We start from the raw sequence: 21,633 nt of genomic DNA, 5'->3' as shown, positions 1-21,633 counted from the left end.
GGATGAACCAGAGCTTCCAGACCCATGTCGCCCCGATCGGCGCGGCGGCCGCCAAGATCTCCACCCGCGGGGTCGATGTGTTCTACGGGCCGAAACAGGCGCTCTTCGGCGTCGATCTCGACATTCCGCGCAACCAGGTCACGGCGCTGATCGGCCCCTCGGGCTGCGGCAAGTCCACCTTCCTGCGCGCGATCAACCGGATGAACGACACGATCGCGGGCGCGCGGGTGGAAGGCGAGATCCTGCTCGACGGCGAGAACGTCTACGATCCCGTCCTCGACGTGGTCGAACTGCGCGCCCGCGTCGGCATGGTGTTCCAGAAGCCCAACCCCTTCCCGAAGTCGATCTTCGAGAACGTGGCCTACGGTCCCCGGATCCATGGCATGGCCCGGTCGCGGGCGGAACTCGCCGAGATCGTCGTCCGCTCGCTGCGCCGCGCCGGACTCTTCGAGGAGGTGAAGGACCGGCTCGACGCGCCGGGCACCAGCCTCTCGGGCGGGCAGCAGCAGCGGCTCTGCATCGCCCGCGCGATCGCGACCCGGCCCGAGGTGCTGCTGATGGACGAGCCGGCCTCGGCGCTCGATCCGATCGCGACGGCGGTGATCGAGGAACTGATCGACGAGCTCCGGGCGAATTACACCATCGTCATCGTCACCCATTCGATGCAGCAGGCCGCGCGCGTGAGCCAGCGCACCGCCTTCTTCCACCTCGGCCGGCTGATCGAGGACGGGCCGACCGCGGAGATCTTCTCGACGCCCCGGCGCCGGCAGACCGAGGATTACATCACCGGACGCTCGGCCGCTCAGCGGCCGGGGCCATAGGCGGCGAGGAAGGTCTCCACCGCCTCGCCCGCGCGTCGCGCCGCCGTCGCCGAGTCCGGCCCGGGCAGCCCCGCGAGCAGCGCCTCCGTCATCGAGCGATGGTAGCACATGCCGATGAACTGCCAGGCCGCGGTCGTCATGTCGCGCGATCCGAGTTCGCCCCGCGCCTGACGCTCGCGCAGGAATTGCTCCAGCCGCTTCGCCCCATGCTCCGGCCCGCTTTCGAACAGCGTGCGCGCGATCTCGGGAAACCGCTCCGAGGCGCCGATGACGAGGCGGACCAGCGCCACGTGGTCGGGCCTCACCAGCGCGAGGATGAGCTGGGCGCCGAAGGCCCGCATCACATCGCCGACCGGGCCGCTCGTATCCTCGAGCGTCAGCATCCGCTCGGCGGTGTCGCGCTTCTTCTCGTCGATCAGCGCCTCGAACAGCGCCTCCTTGCTGTCGAAATAGACGTAGAGCGTGCCCTTGGACACTTTCGCCTCGCGTGCGATCTCGCCCATGCTCGCCCCCTCGAAGCCCGAGGCGAGAAAGCAGCGCCGGGCGCCGTCGAGGATCTGCCGGCGCTTCGCGCCGTCGGCGCCGTCGGTCCGGGAGCCCTCGGCCCCGGAACCAGCCGCGAGGGGCGCGGGTTTCATCGCGTGGAATTCCTTTCGAGGAGCCGTGGACGCGTCGCAATGCATGCTACGGCCCGCGGGAAAAATCAATGACCGAACCGTTCGGTCAGCTTGATTTCGGAGCCCGCCCGCGCTATGTCCACCCCTGAACCGAACGGTTCAGTCAGCGGCGAGTCGCCGCGCCGGACCGACCGAAGCCCTCCAGACCGACCGTCGCCGCTCGCCGACAAGGACATCCCGCCATGCCCAAGGATCTCGACAACCTGCCGGCCGACCGCTCGCCCTTGGCCGCCGACGCCCCGACCGCGGAGCGGAGTGAGCCCGCCGGGCAGCCGGAGGCCACCGCCGCCGCGCCCGAACAGCCCCGCGAGACCGGGGACGAGGCGAAGGGCGGGTCGCGCAAGCGGATCGTGCTCGGCGCGCTCGCCCTCGCCGCGATCGTCGCGGGCGGCTGGTACGGGCATGACTACTGGACCAACGGGCGCTTCCTCGTCTCCACCGACGACGCCTATGTGCAGGCCGATTTCGCGATCCTCGCGCCCAAGGTGACCGGCTACGTCGCCTCCGTCCCCGCGCGCGAGAACGAGCATGTGAAGGCCGGCGACCCGCTGGTGATCCTGCGCGACGGCGACTACCGCGACGCGCTGAACCTCGCCCAGTCGCAGCTCGACGCGCAGCTCGCCTCGGTCGACCGGATCAACCGGCAGGCGGAGGCGGCGAAGGCCGCGATCACCCAGTCCGAGGCCAAGGTCACCGCCGCGAAGGCGGTGCAGGTCCAGGCCGAGGCCGACCTGAAACGCTATACCGAGCTTGCCAAGACCGACGTCGCCACCTCGCAGAAGCTCGAGGCGGCGCGCGCGGCCTCGGCCACCGCCGACGCCGACGTGAGCGAGGCGGAGGCGGGCGTGCTGACCGCCCAGGCCGATCTGCGCGTGGTCGAGGCCCAGGCGAGCGAGGCCCGCGCCGTGCTCTCGGGCCTCACCGCCTCCCGCGACAAGGCCCGGCGCGATCTCGACGACACCGTGCTGCGCGCGCCGACCGACGGCGTGGTCGGCAACCTCTCGGTCGCGACCGGCGATTACGTGACGCCGGGCGCGCGGCTGCTCGCGGTGGTCCCGCTCGGCCAGGTCTATATCGAGGCGAACTACAAGGAGACGCAGATCGAGCAGCTGGCGCCGGGCACCCGGGTCGAGGTGGAGGTCGACGCCTTCCCCGACCGCGCCTTCACCGGCACGCTGCAGGGCGTCTCCCCGGCCTCGGGCTCGGTCTTCAGCCTGCTGCCGCCGGAGAACGCGACCGGCAACTTCACCAAGGTCGTCCAGCGCCTCCCGGTCCGGATCGCGGTGCCGGAGGAGGTCGCGCGCGCCGGCTGGCTGCGCCCGGGCCTCTCGGTCGTGGCGACCGCCGATCCCCGGACCAGCCCGGACTCCCCGGCGCCCGGAGCGCCGGCCGGCGCCCCGGAAGGCGCCCGCCTCTCCGCCAACGAGACGCCCGCGCGCTGACGCGGACGTCCCCGCCTCCCGGCGCGCGCTCGCGCGCCCCGGGACAAGTGATCACGCTCGCGGCCCGCCGCCGGAGCGGGAGGGAAACCGACATGTCCGAACCCGAGCAACACGTATCGCCCCGGAAGCTGATCGCCTTCTTCGCGCTGGTCTTCGGCATGTTCATGGCGATCCTCGACATCCAGATCGTCTCCTCGTCGCTGAGCCAGATCCAGGCCGGGCTCTCGGCCGCGCCGGACGAGGTGAGCTGGGTGCAGACGAGCTACCTGATCGCCGAGGTGATCATGATCCCGCTCTCGGGCTTCCTCGCCCGGGCGCTCTCGACCCGGGTCTTCTTCTCGATCTGCGCCGGCGGCTTCACGCTGGCGAGCGCGCTCTGCGCGACGGCGACCACGCTCGACCAGATGATCCTCTACCGCGCGCTGCAGGGCTTCATCGGCGGCGGCATGATCCCGACCGCCTTCGCGGCCGCCTATACCGTCTTCCCGCGCTCGCGCCAGCCGATGGTGATGGCGCTCGTCGGCCTCACCGTGACGCTCGCCCCCACGATCGGCCCGACGGTCGGCGGATACCTGACCGAGCTCTTCTCCTGGCACTGGCTCTTCCTCGTCAACGTGATCCCCGGGATCATCGCGACGGCGATCGCCTGGACCATGGTCGATTTCGACGAGCCGGAGCGCGGGCTGCTCCGCCGCTTCGACTTCCTCGGCCTGCTCTTCATGGCGGTCTTCCTCGGCAGCCTCGAATACGTGATGGAGGAGGGGCAGAAGAACGACTGGTTCGACGACAGCGGCATCTCGATGCTCGCGCTGCTGGCGGCGGTCTCCGGCGGGCTCTTCTTCTGGCGCGCGCTGACCGCCAAGACGCCGATCGTCGATCTGACCGCCTTCACCGACCGCAACTTCGCCGTCGGCTCGATCCTGACCTTCGTGCTCGGCATCGGCCTCTACGGGCTTACCTATCTCTATCCGCTCTATCTCGCCTGGATCCGCGGCTATACCTCGCTCCAGATCGGGGAGACGGTCTTCGTCACCGGCGTCTTCATGTTCCTGACCGCGCCCGTCGTCGGCGTGCTCACCCGCAAGACGGATCCGCGCCGGCTCATCTTCGTCGGCCTCGTCGGCTTCGCGGTCTCGGCCTTCGAACTGACGCCGATCACCGCGGACTGGGCCTTCGGCCAGCTCTTCTTCCCGCAGGCGCTGCGCGGCGTCTCGCTGATGCTCTGCATGGTGCCGATCAACCAGCTCGCGCTCGGCACGCTGCCGCCAGCGCGGATCAAGAACGCGAGCGGGCTCTTCAACCTCACCCGCAACCTCGGCGGCGCGGTCGGGCTCGCCGGGATCAACACCGTCCTGCAGGCGCGCGGCGACATCCACACCGCCCAGCTCGCGGAGCACGTGCGCTGGGGCTCGCGGATCGCGGAGAGCCGGCTGGCCGAGATCGCCGCCGGGATGCGGCCCGCGCTCGGCAATCTCGCCGACGCCGCGGCGCTCGGCCGGATCAACGCGATGGTGGCGCAGCAGGCGAAGGTGATGGCCTTCTCGGACATCTTCCTGCTGCTCTCGATCATCTTCGCGGCGATGGTCCTTCTCGTGCCGCTGGTGCAGAAGCCGCGCGGCCCGGCCGGCGCCCCCGCCCACTGAGGGGCCCCCGCCCGGAAAAGATTTGGGCCCGTCCGCGTCTTCCGCGGGCGGGCCCTTCTCGGTTGGGTTTCGATCTCCAGGGCCCGGGGCTCAGCCCCGACGTTTCCGTCAGTTGCTGAGGTTCAGGGCGATGAAGCGGGGTCCGCCCTCGTGCTCGACGAGAAGCAGGATGGAGTTGCGGCCAGCACTCTCGGCCGCGTCGATCTTGGCGCGCAGATCCTTGGCGCTCCCGACGTCGTCCTGGCCGACCTTGGCGATCACGTCGCCCTCGCGGATGCCCTTGGAATAGGCGTCGGAGGAATCCTCGACCGCCGTGACGATGAGCCCGGAGAGCGAGTCATCGAGCTGGTACTGCTGGCGCAGCTCGTCGGTGATCGGCGCCACGGTCATCCCGAGGACCTGCGCCTGGTCCGACTGCGCCTGGCCCGGGCCTTCCATGCCGCCCGGCGCCGCGGCCAGCGTCGTCTCCTCGAGCTTGCCGATCGCGACCTTCAGCGTCTGCTCCTTGCCGTCGCGGTAGACGACGACCGGAACATCGGTGCCCACGGCGGTGTCGGCCACGACCCGGACAAGCTCGCGCGTGTCGTCGATCGCCTCGTCGCCGAACTTCAGGATCACGTCGCCCGGCTTCATCCCCGCCTGCTGCGCGGGTCCCTCCGGCACCTCGGTGACGAGCGCGCCCTTGGCTTGCTTGAGGCCGAGCGCGTTCGCCGCGTCCGGGTCGACGTTCTGGATCCGCACGCCGAGCCAGCCGCGGCGGGTCTCGCCATAGGTCTTGAGCTGGTCGACGACGCGGCTCACCACCGCCGAGGACATCGCGAAGCCGATGCCGATCGAGCCGCCGTTGGGCGACAGGATCGCGGTATTGACGCCGATCACCTCGCCATTGGTGTTGAAGAGCGGCCCGCCCGAATTGCCGCGGTTGATCGCGGCGTCGGTCTGGATGAAGTCGTCATAGGAGCCCTGCAGCGTGCGGTTGCGCGCCGAGACGATGCCGGCCGAGACCGAGAAGCCCTGGCCGAGCGGGTTGCCAATCGCCATCACCCAGTCGCCGACGCGCATCTTGTCGCTGTCGCCGAAATGCACGAAGGGCAGCGGGTCGGGGCTGTCGATCTTCAGCAGCGCGACGTCGGTCCGCGTGTCGGTGCCGACGACCTTGGCGGGCAGCGAATTGCCGTCGAGAAACTCGATCCGGATCTCGTCCGCGCCGTCGATCACGTGGTTGTTCGTGACGATGTAGCCGTCGGCCGAGATGATGAAGCCCGAGCCGAGCGCGGTGGAGCGCTCGGGACCGCGCGGGCCCGGCGGCATGCCGGGGCCGCCCGGGCCGCCGTTGCGATCCATGAAGTCGCGGAAGAATTCCTCGAAGGGCGAGCCCGGGGGCAGGACCGGGCGCGGGCCGCGATCGACTTGGGCGACGCGGGTCGTGGTGGTGATGTCGACCACGGCGGGGCTGAGCTTCTCGGCGAGGTCGGCGAAGCTTCCGGGGATCGTGCCCGCCGCCGGCACCTCGGCGAAGGCCGGCATGGTTCCGGCGGTGCTCAGCGTCAGCATCACGGCCAGTCCGACCGAGGCGAGGGCCTTTCCGGGGCCTCCCGCGGCGAACCGCCGGCGGGCGCGGGACACCTCCGCCGGAGTGTCGTGCAGACTGTTCAACTTTCTACCTCCTCGAATTCTTGCGCCGTGCCGTCGCCGCGGGTTTCGGGGGAGGCACTGCTTGCACGTCAGTAGAAATCATTGGCGCCTGTTCGCAAGTCACGCCTTTGTGCCGTCACGGGGGTGTTACGGGGCGCGCGCGCGAATACTGCCGATCCGCCCGCGATGCTCTCGAAAGCGCGGGCGGGCCGGCGAGTCGCGTCACTCAGGCGTGAGCGAGCCACATCAGCATAACACCGACCGCGAGCACCGCGAGGCCGATCTCGCGGCGGCGGGTCATGTCGAGACGCGACAGCAGTTCGAGCACCGCGCCGAGATGGCGCGGCGCGAGGGCGAGGACCAGCCCCTCCAGGACCGCGGCGACGCCGAGGCCCCAGAGGATGAGCTGAAGCGGCGAACCGAGCATGCCTCAGTTGGCCGCGTCGGCGGGCGCGGGCTCGGCGGGCGCGGCATCGGCGGGCGCCGGCTCGTCGGGCGCGACCTCCCCCTCGATGGCCGGCGGCGCGGGCGGCTCTCCGGACCCCGCCCGCGCCGAACGCGGCGAGTTGAGGTAGTTGAAGAAATCCCCGTCCGGCCCGAGCACGATGGTCGTGTTCTTCGCCGTCAGCGCCTTGCGATAGGCATCCATCGACCGCATGAAGGCGAAGAATTCCTGATCGGCCGAATAGGCCCCGGCGAGGATCCGGTTGCGCTCGGCATCCGCCTCGCCGCGGACGATGTTCGCGTCGCGGTCCGCCTCGGAGATGATCTCGAGCGCGGTGCGGTCGGCCTGGGCGCGGGTGCGCTGCGCCGCCTCCTGGCCGCGGGCGCGCTCGTCGGTGGCCTCGCGCACGCGCTCGGCCTTCATCCGCTCGAAGGTCGCCTGAAGGTTCTCCTCCGGCAGGTCCGCGCGCTTCAGCCGCACGTCGATCACGTCGATGCCGAGCGCCTTCGCCTCCTGCCGCGCCTCGTCGCGGATGCGGTTCATGAGCCCCACGCGGTCGGCCGAGAGCACCGCCTCGGAGCGAACGGCGCCCAGCGCCTCGCGGACATTGGCGGTCAGGATCGCCTGCAGCCGCTGCGTCGCCGCCGTCATGCCGCCCGCGCCGACCGCGCGGCGGAACTGCTGCACGTCGGCGATGCGCCAGCGGGCGAAGGCGTCGACGATCAGCCGGCGGTCGTCGAGCGGCGTGACCTCGAGCTTGTCGGTGTCGAGCCCCTGGATGCGCGCGTCGTAGAAGACGACGTTCTGGATGAAGGGCACCTTGAAGGCGAGCCCCGGCTCGTTCTTGACCGCCTTCACCTGGCCGAACTGCAGCACCATGGCCCGCTCCCGCTCGTCCACGGTGAAGAAGGCGTTCATGGCCACGAAGACGAGCGCGAGGAGGATCGCGATGAGGATCGGGGCGCGGGTCATTGCTGGGTCTCCCGCGGCTGCTGGCGGAGTTCGTTGAGAGGCAGGTAGGGAACGAGGCCGCTCTCGCCCTGCGTGTCCATCAGGAACATCTGCACGTCGCCGAGCACCTGTTCCATCGTCTCGAGATAGAGCCGCTCGCGGGTCACTTCCGGCGCCTTCACATACTGCTCCTGCACCGCCTTGAACCGGCTCGCCTCGCCGGTCGCGGCGTTCACCACCTGCGCGCGGTAGCCCTCGGCCTCCTGCAGCGTCTGCGCCGACTGGCCGCGGGCGCCCGCGAGGGTCTTGTTGGCATAGGCGTCCGCCTGGTTCTGCAGCGTCGAACGTTCCTGCCGCGCCGCCTGCACGTCGCGGAAGCTGTCGATCACCTCGGTCGGCGGATCGGCGCGGTCGAAGTTCAGGCGGATGATGTTCACGCCCGAGCCATAGTCGTCGAGCGTGGTCTGGATGATCTGGCGCACCTCCTGCGCGATCACGCCGCGGTCGCGGTTCAGGATCGGCGACAGTTCGGAGCGGGAGATGACTTCGCGCATCGCCGATTCCGACACCGCCTGGATGGTCGAGGTCGGATTGGAGAGGTTGAAGAGGTACTGCGCCGGATCGCGGACGTTCCAGACGACGCCGAAGGAAATGTCGACGATGTTCTCGTCGCCCGTCAGCATCAGCCCGTTGCGCGCGCCGCGGCCCGCGTCGCCGCCGATCTCCTCGGTATTCTCGCGCGTCACCGGGATGATCTCGTATTTCACGATCGGCCAGGGCGCGAAGTTCAGGCCCGGCTGGCCCACGCAGTCGCCCCGACACTTGCCGAAGGTAAGCTCGACCGACTGTTCCTCGGGCCGGACCTGGTAGAAGGACAGGAAGAGCCACAGGATGACCGCGAGCCCCGCGCCGATCAGGAGCAGCGTGCCCGTGCCCTGACCGCCGCCGCCCCCGCCGCCGCCGCCGCCCGATCCGCGCGAGCCCCGGCCACCCATCAGGACGCGAAGCTGCTCGCGGCCCTTGCGCACGATCTCGTCGATCTCGGGAACCGGTCCCTGCCCGCGGTTGCCGCCGCCCTTGTCGCCGCGGTCGTCGTCGCCGCCGCCGGAATCCCAGGGGCCGCGTCCGCCGCCCTTGTTGCCGCCACCGCCGCCTCCCCAGGGACCGCCGTTATTGCTGTAGGGCATCCCGCCTCCTCTCGTTCCCGTGCGCGCTGAACCCTGTTCATTGCCAGCGGCGAATTCAAGTGCGACCCGAGCGCGCGCCCGAGCGCGCGCCCCCGTCCCCGCGCCCGTTCAGGCGACCGGGGTCCGCATGGTCACGAGTTCCTCGGCCGCCGTCGGATGCACCGCGATGGTCCGGTCGAAATCCTCCTTGGTGGCTCCCATCCGGATCGCCACGGCCGCGAGCTGGATCATCTCGCCCGCGCCGTGGCCGACGATGTGGCAGCCGAGCACCCGGCGCCCCGCGCCCACGACGAGCTTCATCAGCATCTTCTCGTCGCGCCCGGCGAGGATGTTCAGCATCGGCCGGAAGGCGGCGCGGTAGATCTCCACCTCGCCCTTCCCGCGCGCCTCCGCCTCGGTCAGCCCCACTGTCCCGATCTCGGGCTGGGTGAAGACGGCGGTGGGGATGAGCACATGCTCGGGCCTGACCGGCGTCCCGCCGAAGACGGTCTCCGCGAAGGCCTGGCCCTCGCGGATCGCGACGGGCGTCAGTTCCGCGCGCCCGGTCACGTCGCCCGCGGCGTAGATCGAGGGCACGGCGGTCTGCGACCATTCGTCCACCGCGATCGCGCCGTCGTCGCGGAACCGCACCCCGAGTTCCGCGAGGCCGAGCCCCCCGGTATTCGGGCGCCGGCCGGTGGCGAAGAGCACGAGGTCGGTCTCGATCTCGCCGCCCTGGTCGAGCGTCGCGACGATCTCCCCGCCCTCGGCGCGGCGGAGCGCGGTCACATCCGCGCCGATCCAGATGTCGACGCCGCGCGCGCGCATCGCCTCCTCGACATGGACCCGCACGTCCTCGTCGAAGCCGCGCAGGATCCGCTCGCGGCGGTAGAGCTGCGTCACCTCGACGCCGAGCCCGTTCAGGATGCCGGCGAATTCGCAGGCGATGTAGCCGCCGCCGACCACGATCGCGCGCCGCGGCAGGTCGGAAAGCTCGAACATCTCGTTCGAGGTGACGCCCAGTTCGGCGCCCGGGATGTCGGGCACGAAGGGCGCGCCGCCGGTCGCGATCAGCACGTGCCCGGTCGAGAATTCCCGCCCGTCCGCGATCCGGACCCTATGCGGATCGACGAGGCTCGCGCGCTGGTGGAAGACCTCCGCCCCGGCGCGTTCGAGCACGGACTTGTAGATCCCCTCGAGCCGCGCGATCTCGTGATCCTTCGCGGCGAGGAAGCGCGGCCAGTCGAAGCTCGCGGGTCCGAGGTTCCAGCCATAGGCGGCCGCGTCCTCGATCATCTCGGAGAAGCCGCTCGCATAGACCATCAGCTTCTTCGGCACGCAGCCCCGGATCACGCAGGTGCCGCCGTAGCGGTATTCCTCGGCCACGGCGACGCGCGCGCCATGCTCGGCCGCGACGCGCGCGGCGCGGACCCCGGCGGATCCGGCGCCGATCACGAAGAGGTCGAAATCGAAGCCGCTCATGCGTCCTCGTCCCGCATCAGGTCGATCTCGCGCGGATCGGGCGTCGCGGCGAGGCGGCGCAGCATCCCGGCGGTTCCGTCGGCCCGGCCGAGCGCCACGCAATCGGCCATGCCGATGAAGAGCCCGTGCTCGACCACCCCGGTGATCGAGTCGAGCCGCCGCGCGAGCGCCGGCGCGTCGGGAATGGCGCCGAGGGCGAGATCGAGGATGTAGTTGCCCTCGTCCGTCAGCGCGGGCGCCCCGTCCCTCTCGCGCAGCCGGATCGGCGCGCCGCCGAGGTCGAGACCTTCGAGCGCGCGGCGGATCGCCGCCTCGGTCGCGGGCCAGCCGAAGCGGACCACCTCGACGGGCAGCGGGAAGGCGCCGAGCCGCGGCACCCGCTTGCCCTCGTCCGCGATCACGATGAAGCGCGCCGCCGCCGCGGCGACGATCTTCTCCCGGAAATGCGCGCCGCCGCCGCCCTTGATCAGGTCGAGCCGGGGATCGAATTCGTCGGCCCCGTCGATGGCGAGATCGAGCGCGCCAAGCTCGTCCAGCGTGGCGAGCGGCACGCCGAGTTCGCGCGCCAGCGCCGCCGTCGCCTCCGAGGTCGGCACGCAGACGACGTCGAGTCCGGTCGCGGAGATGCGCTCCGCGAGCAGGCGGACCAGCCAGACGGCGGTCGAGCCGGTCCCGATGCCGAGCCGCATGCCCCCTTCCACGCTTTCGAGCGCGAGGGCGGCGGCGGCGCGTTTCGCGGCGTCGGCGGGGGAAATCGACATGGGCAGGGCTCCGCGCGGGAAGGAATGGCCCGGGTTATAGGTGCAATCTCCCCGGACCGGAAGGCGATAATCCCCGCGCCGCGCCTGATAACATCGCCTTTTCGCGGACATATCGGCCGTCGGCGCCGCGCGCGCGCCCCGCTCGCGCCGGGATCCCCGAAACGGAACTGGCCCCCGAAGGGGCCAGTGGAAGGGTCGCGAGGCAATCGGGGGGGTCCCCCGCGACCGGCGGACCTGGGCTTCGCTCAGCTGTCCTGCCAGCGCAGCGACACCACCTCGTCGAGGGTGAGCGCCTTCGCCTGATCGGGGGTCAGGCCGGTGAAGGGAATGAGCTGGTTGAACCGCTGCTGCGTCATCGACCCGTTGGCGAGCCGTTCGCCCAGCGTCTGGCCGTCGGCGGCGAAGGAAGCTCCGGCCGCGGCGAGCAGGCCCCCCGCGACGACGAGAACATGGGAAATCTTCATGTCTGTCTCTCCTGGTCCAGCGAAGACGTTTCGGCCTTCGCGTCGAACGAAACTGTTTCGTTCATGCCGTACCCAATTAACCCCGCCACCCGCGGGGTCAAGGGTGAACGATACCGTTCAGTTCACATTTTTTCGAGCCGCCCCCGCGCCGCCCTCCTGGCGCCCCCGGCGACCCTTGCGATCCCCCGTTCCGATGCCCAATTAAGAGGCAACACGGGCCGGGCGCCCCTGCCCGAACAGGCACCGGGACGCCGCGGCGATTGGACTTCGCGAATTGGCGCTGCTAGGCTGCTCACGAAAAGCTGAACCGCCAGCGAGCCGGTGGGGTGTGAGGATGAAGCACGAACCGACGATCCCCTGCGACCCCTGCGCGGGCGGCGCGATGAGCCGGGCGGAACGCGGCGAGCAGAAATGCGCGCAGGTGCTGGCCGGCGCGCGCCAGGTGTTCCTCAGCGACGGCTACGAGGGGGCGAGCGTCGATGACATCGCCCGCTCGGCTGGCATCTCCAAGGCCACGCTCTACCGCCACTTCCCCGACAAGGCGGCGCTCTTCAGCGCGGTTCTGGCGCAGGAATGCCGGACCCAGGCCAATCTGCATCCCGAACTCGGCTATCACGACCGGCCGATCGCGGAATTCCTGCTCGATCTCGCGCGCGACGTGCTGAACTTCAGCCTCGGCGAATTCGGGCAGAGCATCTACCGGATCGCCGTCGGCGAGACGGCGCGCTTCCCCGACATCGGCCGCACCTTCTACGACACCGGATCGGAGATGAACCGGACCCGCCTCGCCCCCGCGCTCGATCTCGCGGTGAAGCGGGGCGAACTCGTGGATCTCGACCCGGATTACGCGGCGCATGTCTTCTACGGCATCTGCAAGGCCGACCTGTTCCACCGCCGGCTGTTCCGGATCGGCGATCCGCCGGACGCGGAGGAGATCGAACGGCACGCGCGCCGGACGGTCGAGACCTTTCTGCGCGCCTTCGGCCGGCGCGACTGATCAGCCGAGGCTCCGCGTGACCTGCCCGAGATGGCCGACGGGCAGGATCACGAGCACCGGCCCCCCGGAGAAACCGATCTCGAGCGGCCCGCCGAGCGCGCTGTTGGACGTGCCGATCCGCCCCGCCGGGGCGAGCTCGAGATCGGTCACCGGCCAGGTGAGCCCCACCGACCGCGTGCCCCGCGCCGGCCCCATCGGAAAGAGCGAGACCCGCTCGCCGGCCTCGGCGCTCAGCCGGAGCCCCGCCTCCGGGCAGCGCAGGCAGAGATCGCTCTCCCCGATCAGGATCATCCGCCGCTCCGGATGGCGCGCGAGCGCGTTGAGCGCGGCCAGTTCGTGATCGACCCGCCCGCCGAGGAAGCCCACCCCGAGATAGAGCGGCGCCTCGATCGAATAGAGGCATTTCTCGAGATCGGTCGTGTCCTGCTCGGCGATCCGGTGCACCGGCGGCGCGCCCTCCCGCGCGGGGTCGGAGCCGAGCGAATCGATGTCGCCGATGATCGCGCGCAGCCGATGGCCCGCCGGCAGCGCGACATCCCCTCCCCCGTCGGCCGCGTAGACCTCCGGCGCGAGCGCGAGCGCGGCGGCGAGCGCGGCGGGCGTCACGGGCCCACCGCCGACGAGCGTGACGGGACCCGCCGCGCGATAGAGGACCGGTCTCAGTTCCAATCGCGGATGACGACCGCCGAGACGCTGTTCTTGGGCGAGCCGTCGATCAGCTTGTCGGAATAGGTGAGATAGACCAGCGCGTTGCGCGCCTTGTCCTGGAAGCGCACGACCTGGATGCGCTTGAACATGATCGAGGCGCGCTGGCTGAACACCTCCTCGCCATCCTCCAGGTCCTCGCGGAAATGCACCGGCCCGGTCTGCTGGCAGTTGATCGAGGCGTCCGACGTATCCTCGGCGATGCCGAGCGAGCCCTTGATCCCGCCGGTACGGGCGCGGCTGATGAAGCAGCTCACCCCCTCGACCTTGGGATCGTCGAAGGCCTCGACGACGATCTTGTGGTTCGCGCCGAGCAGCTTGAACGCGGTCGTGACCTCGCCCACCTCGTCGGCCCGCGCGACTCCGGCGCCGGAGGCCAGTGCGAGCCCCAGTCCCAACAGCAAGGCGCGACGCGACATCCCGATCCTCCCGCGATCTTCCTCGGCCCCACCGTTACAGGAGCGACGCCGGGGAGGAAAGCGGCCGCGCCCTCAGGCGGCGCTGCGCGCGCCCATCGGTTCGTAGCCGAAGCGCGCGATCTCCGCCGCGCAGAGGCCGCGCACGAGGGCGATCTCGCCCGGTCCGAGCAGGCTCTCGGACCGCTCGGCCTTCGGCCGGAAGCTGCCCTTCGCGTTGATCCGGCTCATGTCCTCGTGCAGGTTGTGATCGAGCCCGATCCGTTCGCTGATCCGCGCGAGATCCTCCTCGCGATGCTCGTAGCGCACCGTGTCATCGACGAGAAGCCTGTCGCCCGAGGTATAGGTCAGCCAGTTCTCGTTCACGTAATCGGCCCGGTAGCGGATGAAGGAACCGAGATCCGTGACGCCCCAGCGCGCCGCCAGATGCGGCCGCGTCTTCATCGTCCAGTGATAGCGGCTGAGGATCCGGTCGAACGGATTGCGGACGATCGTGAACTTGAAATAGGCGTTCCAGACCTTCTCGCCGAGACGCTCGCGCGCGTCGACCGCCCGCATGTGTTCGGTATAGGCGGCGGGAATTTCGCGCCGGATGAAGCGCGCGTAGTAGTGTCCCGGACCATACTGGGAAATCGGCCGCCCGTAGTTCTGCGCGCCGATTCCGGCGATTTCGCGCCGGATCCCCTCGTCGGAGGCGATGGGGGTGAGGATGTCTTCCGGACCGCAGTATTTCGACAGGGCGATTTCGAGCGAGGTCCCCGCGGTCTTGTGGGTCTTCAGGAAGATGAACTTTCTGGCATGGGATACGATCATGCTGGCCCTCCGGTCGCTCCGGACAACTATGCGGCACCGCGGCGTGAGGTGCGAGCGAAAAACCGCCGGTTCCGCCGCGCCGCGCCGTTGCGACGCACCCGCTCAGGGCTCCCGGTTCTCCGGCGGCGCCCCCGGATCCGGTCGGCCGATCCCCCGGAACACCGCCCGGAAGGGCAGCGCCCAGAGGATGCCGAGCGCCACGTAGATCGCGAGCTCGAGCCAGAACGGCGGCCGGTCGAAGAGCGCCAGAAGGCTGACCGCGGCGACGATATAGGCCGGCAGCCCCACCACCAGGATGAGGAGCGCCCAGCGCCGCCGCGCGCGGTAGCCGAGCGGCCTCATCCCGCGAAGGGATCGGTGACGAGGATCGTGTCCTCGCGCTCCGGGCTCGTCGAGAGCATCGCGACGGGGCAGCGGATCAGCTCCTCGATCCGGCGCACGTACTTGATCGCCTGCGCCGGCAGATCGGCCCAGGAGCGGGCGCCGGCCGTCGTCTCCGACCAGCCCTCCATCTCCTCGTAGATCGGCTTCACCCGCGCCTGCCGGGCCGCGGCCATCGGCAGGTGGTCGATCCGCTCGCCGTCGAGCTCGTAGCCGACGCAGATTTTCAGCGTCTCGAACCCGTCGAGCACGTCGAGCTTGGTGAGCGCGATGCCCTTGACGCCGCTCGTCACGCAGGTCTGGCGCACCAGCACCGCGTCGAACCAGCCGCAGCGCCGTTTGCGCCCCGTGACGGTGCCGAATTCGTGCCCGCGCTCGCCGAGCCGCTGGCCGTCCGCGTCGTCGAGCTCCGCCGGGAACGGCCCCTCGCCGACGCGCGTCGTATAGGCCTTGACGATGCCGAGCACGAAATCGACCGCGTTCGGCCCCATGCCGGTCCCGGCCGCCGCCATCCCCGCGACGGTGTTCGACGAGGTGACATAGGGATAGGTGCCGAAGTCGATGTCGAGGAGCGCGCCCTGCGCCCCCTCGAACAGGATGCGCTTGCCCCGCCGGCGCATCGTGTCGAGCACGCGCCAGACCGGCGCGGCATGGGCGAGCACCTTCGGCGCGACCTCCATCAGCTGCGCCTTCAGCGCGTCGCGATCGACCGGTGTCGCGCCGAGCCCGGCGCGCAACGCGTCGTGATGGGCGAGCAGCCGGTCGAGCCGGGTGTCGAGCGTCGCCTCGTCGCCGAGATCGGCGACCCGGATCGCGCGCCGGCCGACCTTGTCCTCATAGGCCGGGCCGATGCCCCGTCCCGTCGTGCCGATCTTGGCCGCGCCCGCCGCCTCCTCGCGGATCCGGTCGAGATCCTGGTGCAGCGGCAGGATGAGCGGCGTGTTCTCGGCGATCAGGAGCGATTTCGAGGTGATCTCGACGCCCTGCCCGGTCAGCTTGTCGATCTCCGCGATCAGCGCCCAGGGATCGAGCACGACGCCGTTGCCGATCACCGAGAGCTTGCCCTTCCGCACGATTCCCGAGGGCAGCAGCGAGAGCTTGAAGACCTGATCGCCGACGACGAGCGTATGGCCCGCGTTGTGGCCGCCCTGGAAGCGGGCGATCACGTCGGCGCGCTCGCTGAGCCAGTCGACGATCTTGCCCTTGCCCTCGTCGCCCCACTGGGCGCCGACTACCACGACATTGGCCATTCGAGAGATCCCTTTTTCCGAAACGGAAGCCGGGGGCCTTATAGCGACCGGCCCGCGGGATCGAAACCGCGAAAGCTGGGCCGGCGACGGAAAAGCCGTACCGCGGGGGACGGCGGACCAAGGTCCGCCCTACGCGGGACGGACATCCACCGCCACGCCGTAGGGCGGACATCTGTCCGCCACCCGGCGCCGGGGACGGCGGACCGAGGTCCGCCCCACGCGGGCCAGACATCCCCCCGCCACGCCGTAGGGCGGACATCTGTCCGCCATCCGGCGCCGGGGACGGCGGACCAAGGTCCGCCCCACGCGGGCCAGACATCCACCCGGCACGCCGTAGGGCGGACATCTGTCCGCCATCCGGCGCCGGGGACGGCGGACCGAGGTCCGCCCTACCAATGGAAGCGCCGGAGACCCGGCGCTCCGCGCTCAGAACGCCAGCGCCTTCGCGTGGCGGATCTGCGGCAGCGCGGCGATCTCGGCCAAGGCCGTCTCGCTGATGTTGTCGTCCACCCCGAGCAGCGCCAGCGCCTCGCCGCTCTTCTCCTCGCGCCCGAGCGCGAAGGTCGCGATGTTGACGCCGAGCGCGCCGAGCTTGGTGCCGAGCGCGCCGATATAGCCCGGCGTGTCGGTATTGGTCGTGTAGAGCATGTGCTTCATCGGCTCGGCCTCGAGGTTGATCCCCTTGATCTGGATGAAGCGCGGCTTGCCGTCCGAATAGATCGTGCCCGCGACCGAGCGCGTCAGCGTCTCGGTGGTCACGATCAGCCGGATGTAGGAGCCGAAGGCGCCCTGCGCGTCCTTGCGGCTCTCGGTGATGTGGATGCCGCGCTCGCGCGCCACGACCGGGGCGGAGACCATGTTGACGCCGCCCTCGCCGACCAGCGGCTTCAGGAGCCCGGCCGAGAGCGCGGCGGTCAGCGGCTTCAGGTTCAGGTCGCCCACCTCGCCCACGTATTCGATCTCGATCTCCTCGATCGGATCCTCGGTCACCTGGCCCGCGAAGCTGCCGAGCGTCTCGGCGAGGCTCACCCAGGGCTTCAGCACCGGCGCTTCCTCGGCGGTCACGCTCGGCGCGTTCAGCGCGTTCGAGATCGCGCCATGCATCAGGTAGTCCGACATCTGCTCGGCGACCTGGAGCGCCACGTTCTCCTGCGCCTCGGAGGTCGAGGCGCCGAGATGGGGCGTGCAGACCGCGTTCGGCGCGCCGAAGAGCGGGTTCTCCTTCGCCGGCTCCACCGAGAAGACGTCGAAGGCCGCGCCCGCGAGATGGCCCGACCTCAGCGCCTCCGCGACCGCGGCCTCGTCGACGAGCCCGCCGCGCGCGCAGTTGATGAGCCGCGCCCCCTTCTTCATCTTCGCCACGCGTTCGGCCGAGATGATGTTCGCGGTCTTCTCGGTCTTCGGCACATGCAGCGTCACGAAATCGGCGCGGGCGAGCAGGTCATCAACCTCCTCGATCCGCTCGATCCCGAGCGCCTGCGCGCGCTCGGCCGAGAGGAACGGATCATAGGCGATGACCTTCATCTTCAATCCGATCGCGCGCGCCGCGACCACCGAGCCGATGTTGCCGGCGCCGATCAGGCCGAGCGTCTTGCCGGTGATCTCGACGCCCATGAACTTCGACTTCTCCCACTTGCCGGCCTGGGTCGAGGCATCGGCGGCGGGAATTTGGCGGGCGCAGGCGAACATCATCGCGACCGCGTGCTCGGCGGTGGTGATCGAATTGCCGAAGGGCGTGTTCATCACCACGATGCCCTTCGCCGAGGCCGCCGGGATGTCGACATTGTCGACGCCGATCCCGGCGCGGCCGACCACCTTGAGATTGGTCGCCTTGGCGATGAGATCCGCCGTCACCTTGGTCGCGGAGCGGATCGCGAGGCCGTCGTAGTCGCCGATGATTTCGGCCAGTTTCGCCGGGTCCTTGCCGAGCTTCGGCTGGAAGTCGACCTCGACGCCCGCGTCCTTGAAGATCTGGACGGCGGCGTCCGAAAGTTCGTCCGAAATGAGTACCTTGGGCATGGTTTTCAATCCTGCCTGCGAGCCTCGCGGGCTCATGTTTCATCTGTCAGGAAAGGCGCGGATCCCGTTGAAATCACGGGATCCGGCGAAAAATCACAGCTTCGCGCGGAGTTCCGCGAAGGCCCAGTCGAGCCAGGGCGTCAGCGCCTCGACATCGGCGGTGTCGACCGTGGTGCCGCACCAGATCCGAAGCCCCGCCGGCGCGTCGCGATAGCCGCCGATGTCGAAGGCGGCCTCTTCCGTCTCGAGGATCTTCACGAGCTTCTTGACGAAATCCCGCTGGCCGGCGTCGTCGAGCGCGGCGACCGCCGGATCGGTGATCCGGAGGCAGACGGAGGTGTTCGACCGCGCCGCCGGATCGGCGACGAGGTTCGCGATCCAGTCCGTCCGGTCCACCCAGGCCTGAAGCGCGGCGTAATTCGCATCCGCCCGGGCGCGTGTGGCCTGAAGCCCGCCGATTCCCTCCATCCAGCCGAGCGCGTCCACGCAATCGGCGACGCAGAGCATCGAGGGGGTGTTGATCGTCTCGCCCTTGAAGATGCCCTCGATCAGCTTGCCGCCCTTGGTCAGGCGGAAGATCTTCGGAAGCGGGCGGTCGGGCGTGAAGCTCTCCAGCCGCTCGACCGCGCGGGGGCTGAGGATCAGCACGCCATGCGCGCCCTCGCCGCCCATCGCCTTCTGCCAGGAGAAGGTGGTGACATCGAGCTTCGCCCAGTCGAGATCCTGCGCGAAGGCGGCCGAGGTCGCGTCGCAGAAGGTCAGCCCCTCGCGGTCCGCCGGGATCCAGTCGGCGTCCGGCACGCGCGCGCCGGAGGTGGTGCCGTTCCAGGTGAAGCAGATGTCGGCGTCCTTCCGGACCTCTCCGAGTTCAGGCAGCGCGCCATATTCGGCGGTCAAGACCCTGCAATCGCTGAGCCTGAGCTGCTTCGTCGCATCCGTCGCCCAGCCTTGGCCGAAGCTCTCCCAGACCAGCATGTCGACGGGCCGCGCGCCCAGCATCGACCACATCGCCATCTCGAAGGCGCCGGTGTCCGACGCCGGGACGATGCCGACGCGGTAATCGGCGGGCACGTTCAGAAGCTTCGCGGTGCGCTCGATCGCATCCCTGAGCTGCGCCTTCGGGGCGGCGGCGCGGTGCGAGCGGCCGAGGAAGGCGATCCTTGCCACGGCCTCCGCGCTCCAGCCCGGCCGCTTCGGGCAGGGGCCGGAGGAGAATTCCGGACGCGCGGGTTTGATGGCGGGCTTCGCGGGGGCGACCAGAGTCGCGGACGTATGGCTCATGATTGAGCTCCGTCGGTCAGGGTGATGTTCCTGAGCCCGCCCCGCTCACCCTGGTCCGGGGACGCGCCCGGAGCCCGGATAAGCGATTCGCCCGTATCTGCCAAGATGGAATCTGGGGACGCCCCCCGGCGCATCGCGCCGGCCCGGGCGTAAAATATGCATATGCATATTCAAGGCGATGCCGCGTCGTCACCGGCGCCTGTGCGAATATGCATATGCATATTCGCACATCCCCCCCCTATTGCTGCCACCACACTTCGGGCAGCCAGCCGATCCAGTCGCCATAGACCGGCAGGTGGTCGGGATAGTGGAGATCCGCCTTGCGCGCGATCAGGCTCCGGTCCTGGAACCAGAACGGGATCACGTAGCGCCCCGTCGTCAGCACCCGGTCGAGCGCCTGGACGGCGGCGGTGAATTCCGCCGGATCGCGCGTCGCCAGCATGTCGCGGATCATCGCCTCCGTCGCCGGGCTGTCGATGCCGGGATAGTTCCGCGTGCCGGGCGATGTCACGCCGTCGCGGCCCCAGTAGAGCATCTGTTCGTTGCCGGGGCTCAGCGACATGTTCCAGGTATTGACGATCATGTCGAAATCATAGTCGTTCCGGCGCTCGTTGTACTGCGCCTGGTCGACGAGGGTGATGCGCGCGTCGATCCCGAGCTGGCGCAGCGCGTCGCGGTAGAGACCCGCCGCCACGTCGCTGTCCGCGGTCGAGAGCAGGATCTCGAAGCGGAACGGCTGGCCCGCCGCGTTGGTCAGCACCCCGTCCGTCACGCTCCAGCCCGCGGCCCGCAGTTCCTCCGCCGCCGCGCGCATGTTGCGCCGGTTGCGCGGCGAGCCGTCGGAGACCGGGAGCGCGTAGGCGTCGAGCGCGTCCGGCGTCAACTCCCCCGCGAAAGGCGCGAGCAGCGCCCGCGCCCGCCCCTCGGCCGGCCCCGGCCCCATGCCGAGCGCGGAATTGGCGAAATAGCTCACCCGCCGCGGCATCGGCCCGCCGTTCACCGTCTGGCTGATGAATTCGTAGTTGAACGCGTGGATGAGCGCGTCGCGCACGCGCCAGTCCGCGAAGATCGGCCGGCGCGTGTTGAAGACGAAACCCTCCATCCCCGAGGGGCGGCCGTGCGGGATCTCCGATTTCACCACCTCGCCGTCCCTCACGGCGGCGAAGGTGTATTCGCTCCGCCAGCGCGCGGGATTGAGCTCGCGGTAGACCGAGAGCTCCCCCGCCGCGAAGGCCTGGAACAGCACGCCGCCATCGACGAAATAGTCCACGCGGATGTGATCGAAGTTGTTGAGCCCCCGATTGTAAGACAAGTCCGCGCCCCAGTAATCGGGATTGCGGTCGAGCACGATGTAACGCCCCGGCTCGAAGTCGCCGACGGTATAGGCCCCCGATCCGACCGGTACCCGCAGGCTCGACTCGGCGAAATCGACGCCGTCCCAGTCCGCCTTTTTCAGGATCGGGCGCAATCCGATCAGCAACGGCAGTTCCGCGTCGGGCGCGTTGAAGACGAAACGCACCCCGCGCGGGCCGATCTTCTCGATCCTTTCGACCTTGTCCCAGGAATTCGAGTATCTTGGCAGCCCCTTTTCGGCCAGAGTCTTCATCGACCAGATCACATCGTCGACCGTGACCGGGCTGCCGTCGGAAAAACGCGCGTTCGCACGCAGGGTGAACTCGACCGAGGACCGGTCCGCGGGCACGTCGATCGATTCGGCCAGCAGCCCGTAGAGCCCGAAGGGTTCGTCCCAGTTGCGGGCCATAAGTGTCTCGAACACATGCGCCTGGAGCACGTAGGGAGCCCGACCCTTCAAAATGTACGGATTTAGCGAGTCAAAGCCGCCGACCTCCCCGAAGGTGATGGTTCCCCCCTTCGGCGCCTCCGGATTGGCATAGGGCAGCGCCACAAAATCCGGTGGGAGAGCGGGGTCTCCATACATAGATATGCCGTGGCGGGGGGTCGCGAAGGCTGCCATCGGCAGGAGCGCCAGCGCGAGGACGGCCATCCGCGTCGCCCGGTGCTTGCATGTCATTCGGTCACATTCCGTCGATAATGAGGTCCGCCATGACCTTACGGCATGGCTTCGGAGGCTGGCACGAAGATTTTTGGCTTGGCGATAGGTGTTTGATTTTGTATAAGGGTTTCACTGCTCGATAGGTTTCTTGCCTGTATGAAACCTGCCTCAACGACTTGACGCCCTCCGCAGGAGGGCGTTTTTTTTCGCTCCCGTCCCGGCTTTCGCACAATCTTGCCAAAATACGCGAGGTTGCACAACCCAAGGGTG

At 69.5% G+C, this 21,633-nt stretch carries 20 protein-coding genes; 4 read left to right on the top strand and 16 right to left on the bottom strand.

Annotation, left to right across the window (positions count from 1 at the left end):
* Nucleotides 1–2 precede the first annotated feature (2 nt).
* Nucleotides 3–821 (top strand): phosphate ABC transporter ATP-binding protein PstB, encoded by an 819-nt coding sequence (gene pstB / locus FJM51_RS00425; protein ID WP_210240182.1) that lies wholly within the window; start codon nt 3–5, stop codon nt 819–821.
* On the opposite strand, the gene FJM51_RS00420 is transcribed toward pstB, so the two are convergent.
* A complete protein-coding gene (locus tag FJM51_RS00420) occupies nt 803–1,459 on the bottom strand; it encodes a TetR/AcrR family transcriptional regulator (RefSeq protein WP_140452130.1) in 657 nt (218 codons plus the stop codon). The genes pstB and FJM51_RS00420 overlap by 19 nt on opposite strands.
* Before the next feature lie 221 nt (nt 1,460–1,680).
* Between FJM51_RS00420 and FJM51_RS00415 the strand changes: the two genes are divergently transcribed.
* Complete coding sequence (locus tag FJM51_RS00415) at nt 1,681–2,940, top strand: HlyD family secretion protein (protein ID WP_140452129.1); 1,260 nt, start codon at nt 1,681–1,683, stop codon at nt 2,938–2,940.
* Nucleotides 2,941–3,032: 92 nt separating this feature from the next.
* Nucleotides 3,033–4,583: a DHA2 family efflux MFS transporter permease subunit gene (locus FJM51_RS00410; protein WP_140452128.1), complete on the top strand. Its 1,551-nt coding sequence runs from the start codon at nt 3,033–3,035 to the stop codon at nt 4,581–4,583.
* A gap of 108 nt (nt 4,584–4,691) precedes the next feature.
* On the opposite strand, the gene FJM51_RS00405 is transcribed toward FJM51_RS00410, so the two are convergent.
* The 7 genes from FJM51_RS00405 to FJM51_RS00375 form a co-directional block, all read right to left on the bottom strand.
* On the bottom strand, nt 4,692–6,137 hold the full coding sequence (locus FJM51_RS00405; RefSeq protein WP_140452510.1) for a DegQ family serine endoprotease: 1,446 nt from the start codon (nt 6,135–6,137) through the stop codon (nt 4,692–4,694).
* Between the two features lie 307 nt (nt 6,138–6,444).
* Nucleotides 6,445–6,645 carry a DUF2065 family protein gene (locus FJM51_RS00400; protein WP_140452127.1) on the bottom strand — a complete coding sequence of 67 codons (201 nt, stop codon included), beginning with the start codon at nt 6,643–6,645 and terminating at the stop codon, nt 6,445–6,447.
* Between the two features lie 3 nt (nt 6,646–6,648).
* Complete coding sequence (hflC, locus tag FJM51_RS00395; protein ID WP_140452126.1) at nt 6,649–7,635, bottom strand: protease modulator HflC; 987 nt, start codon at nt 7,633–7,635, stop codon at nt 6,649–6,651.
* Nucleotides 7,632–8,801, bottom strand: a complete 1,170-nt coding sequence (gene hflK / locus FJM51_RS00390) for an FtsH protease activity modulator HflK (protein WP_140452125.1) — start codon at nt 8,799–8,801, stop codon at nt 7,632–7,634. The genes hflC and hflK overlap by 4 nt, the downstream gene beginning before the upstream one ends.
* Before the next feature lie 108 nt (nt 8,802–8,909).
* The gene (gene gor, locus FJM51_RS00385; RefSeq protein WP_140452124.1) at nt 8,910–10,262 is read right to left on the bottom strand and encodes a glutathione-disulfide reductase; all 1,353 of its coding nucleotides are present in this window, start codon (nt 10,260–10,262) and stop codon (nt 8,910–8,912) included.
* Entirely contained in the window at nt 10,259–11,029 is a 771-nt protein-coding gene (gene rpiA / locus FJM51_RS00380; RefSeq protein ID WP_438502744.1) for a ribose-5-phosphate isomerase RpiA, read from the bottom strand. Before rpiA ends, gor begins: the two co-directional genes overlap by 4 nt.
* Nucleotides 11,030–11,268: 239 nt before the next feature.
* On the bottom strand, nt 11,269–11,487 hold the full coding sequence (locus FJM51_RS00375; protein WP_140452122.1) for a hypothetical protein: 219 nt from the start codon (nt 11,485–11,487) through the stop codon (nt 11,269–11,271).
* Between the two features lie 334 nt (nt 11,488–11,821).
* On the opposite strand from FJM51_RS00375, the gene FJM51_RS00370 reads away from it, so the two are divergent.
* Entirely contained in the window at nt 11,822–12,484 is a 663-nt protein-coding gene (locus FJM51_RS00370; protein ID WP_140452121.1) for a TetR/AcrR family transcriptional regulator, read from the top strand.
* Here the strand turns inward: FJM51_RS00370 and FJM51_RS00365 are convergent, their stop codons facing one another.
* From FJM51_RS00365 to FJM51_RS00330, 8 genes are all read right to left on the bottom strand, one after another.
* Nucleotides 12,485–13,153, bottom strand: a complete 669-nt coding sequence (locus FJM51_RS00365; RefSeq protein WP_140452120.1) for a thiamine diphosphokinase — start codon at nt 13,151–13,153, stop codon at nt 12,485–12,487.
* Nucleotides 13,144–13,608 carry a CreA family protein gene (locus tag FJM51_RS00360; protein ID WP_140452119.1) on the bottom strand — a complete coding sequence of 155 codons (465 nt, stop codon included), beginning with the start codon at nt 13,606–13,608 and terminating at the stop codon, nt 13,144–13,146. Before FJM51_RS00360 ends, FJM51_RS00365 begins: the two co-directional genes overlap by 10 nt.
* 72 nt (nt 13,609–13,680) lie before the next feature.
* The gene (locus FJM51_RS00355) at nt 13,681–14,418 is read right to left on the bottom strand and encodes a sulfotransferase family 2 domain-containing protein (protein ID WP_140452118.1); all 738 of its coding nucleotides are present in this window, start codon (nt 14,416–14,418) and stop codon (nt 13,681–13,683) included.
* A 102-nt stretch (nt 14,419–14,520) separates the two neighbouring features.
* A complete protein-coding gene (locus FJM51_RS00350) occupies nt 14,521–14,760 on the bottom strand; it encodes a DUF2842 domain-containing protein (RefSeq protein WP_140452117.1) in 240 nt (79 codons plus the stop codon).
* A complete protein-coding gene (locus FJM51_RS00345) occupies nt 14,757–16,049 on the bottom strand; it encodes an adenylosuccinate synthase (RefSeq protein ID WP_140452116.1) in 1,293 nt (430 codons plus the stop codon). The genes FJM51_RS00350 and FJM51_RS00345 overlap by 4 nt, the downstream gene beginning before the upstream one ends.
* A gap of 426 nt (nt 16,050–16,475) precedes the next feature.
* Nucleotides 16,476–18,068: a phosphoglycerate dehydrogenase gene (gene serA, locus FJM51_RS00340; protein WP_140452115.1), complete on the bottom strand. Its 1,593-nt coding sequence runs from the start codon at nt 18,066–18,068 to the stop codon at nt 16,476–16,478.
* 93 nt (nt 18,069–18,161) lie between these two features.
* Nucleotides 18,162–19,349: a phosphoserine transaminase gene (locus tag FJM51_RS00335; RefSeq protein ID WP_140452114.1), complete on the bottom strand. Its 1,188-nt coding sequence runs from the start codon at nt 19,347–19,349 to the stop codon at nt 18,162–18,164.
* A 238-nt stretch (nt 19,350–19,587) separates the two neighbouring features.
* Nucleotides 19,588–21,381, bottom strand: coding sequence for an extracellular solute-binding protein (locus FJM51_RS00330; protein WP_140452113.1), 1,794 nt, complete (start codon nt 21,379–21,381; stop codon nt 19,588–19,590).
* Nucleotides 21,382–21,633: the final 252 nt, after the last annotated feature.

Source organism: Amaricoccus solimangrovi, assembly GCF_006385685.1.
Lineage (GTDB): Bacteria > Pseudomonadota > Alphaproteobacteria > Rhodobacterales > Rhodobacteraceae > Amaricoccus > Amaricoccus solimangrovi.
Note: the sequence above shows the minus strand (reverse complement) of the source record. Positions and strands in the feature narration are given on the sequence as shown.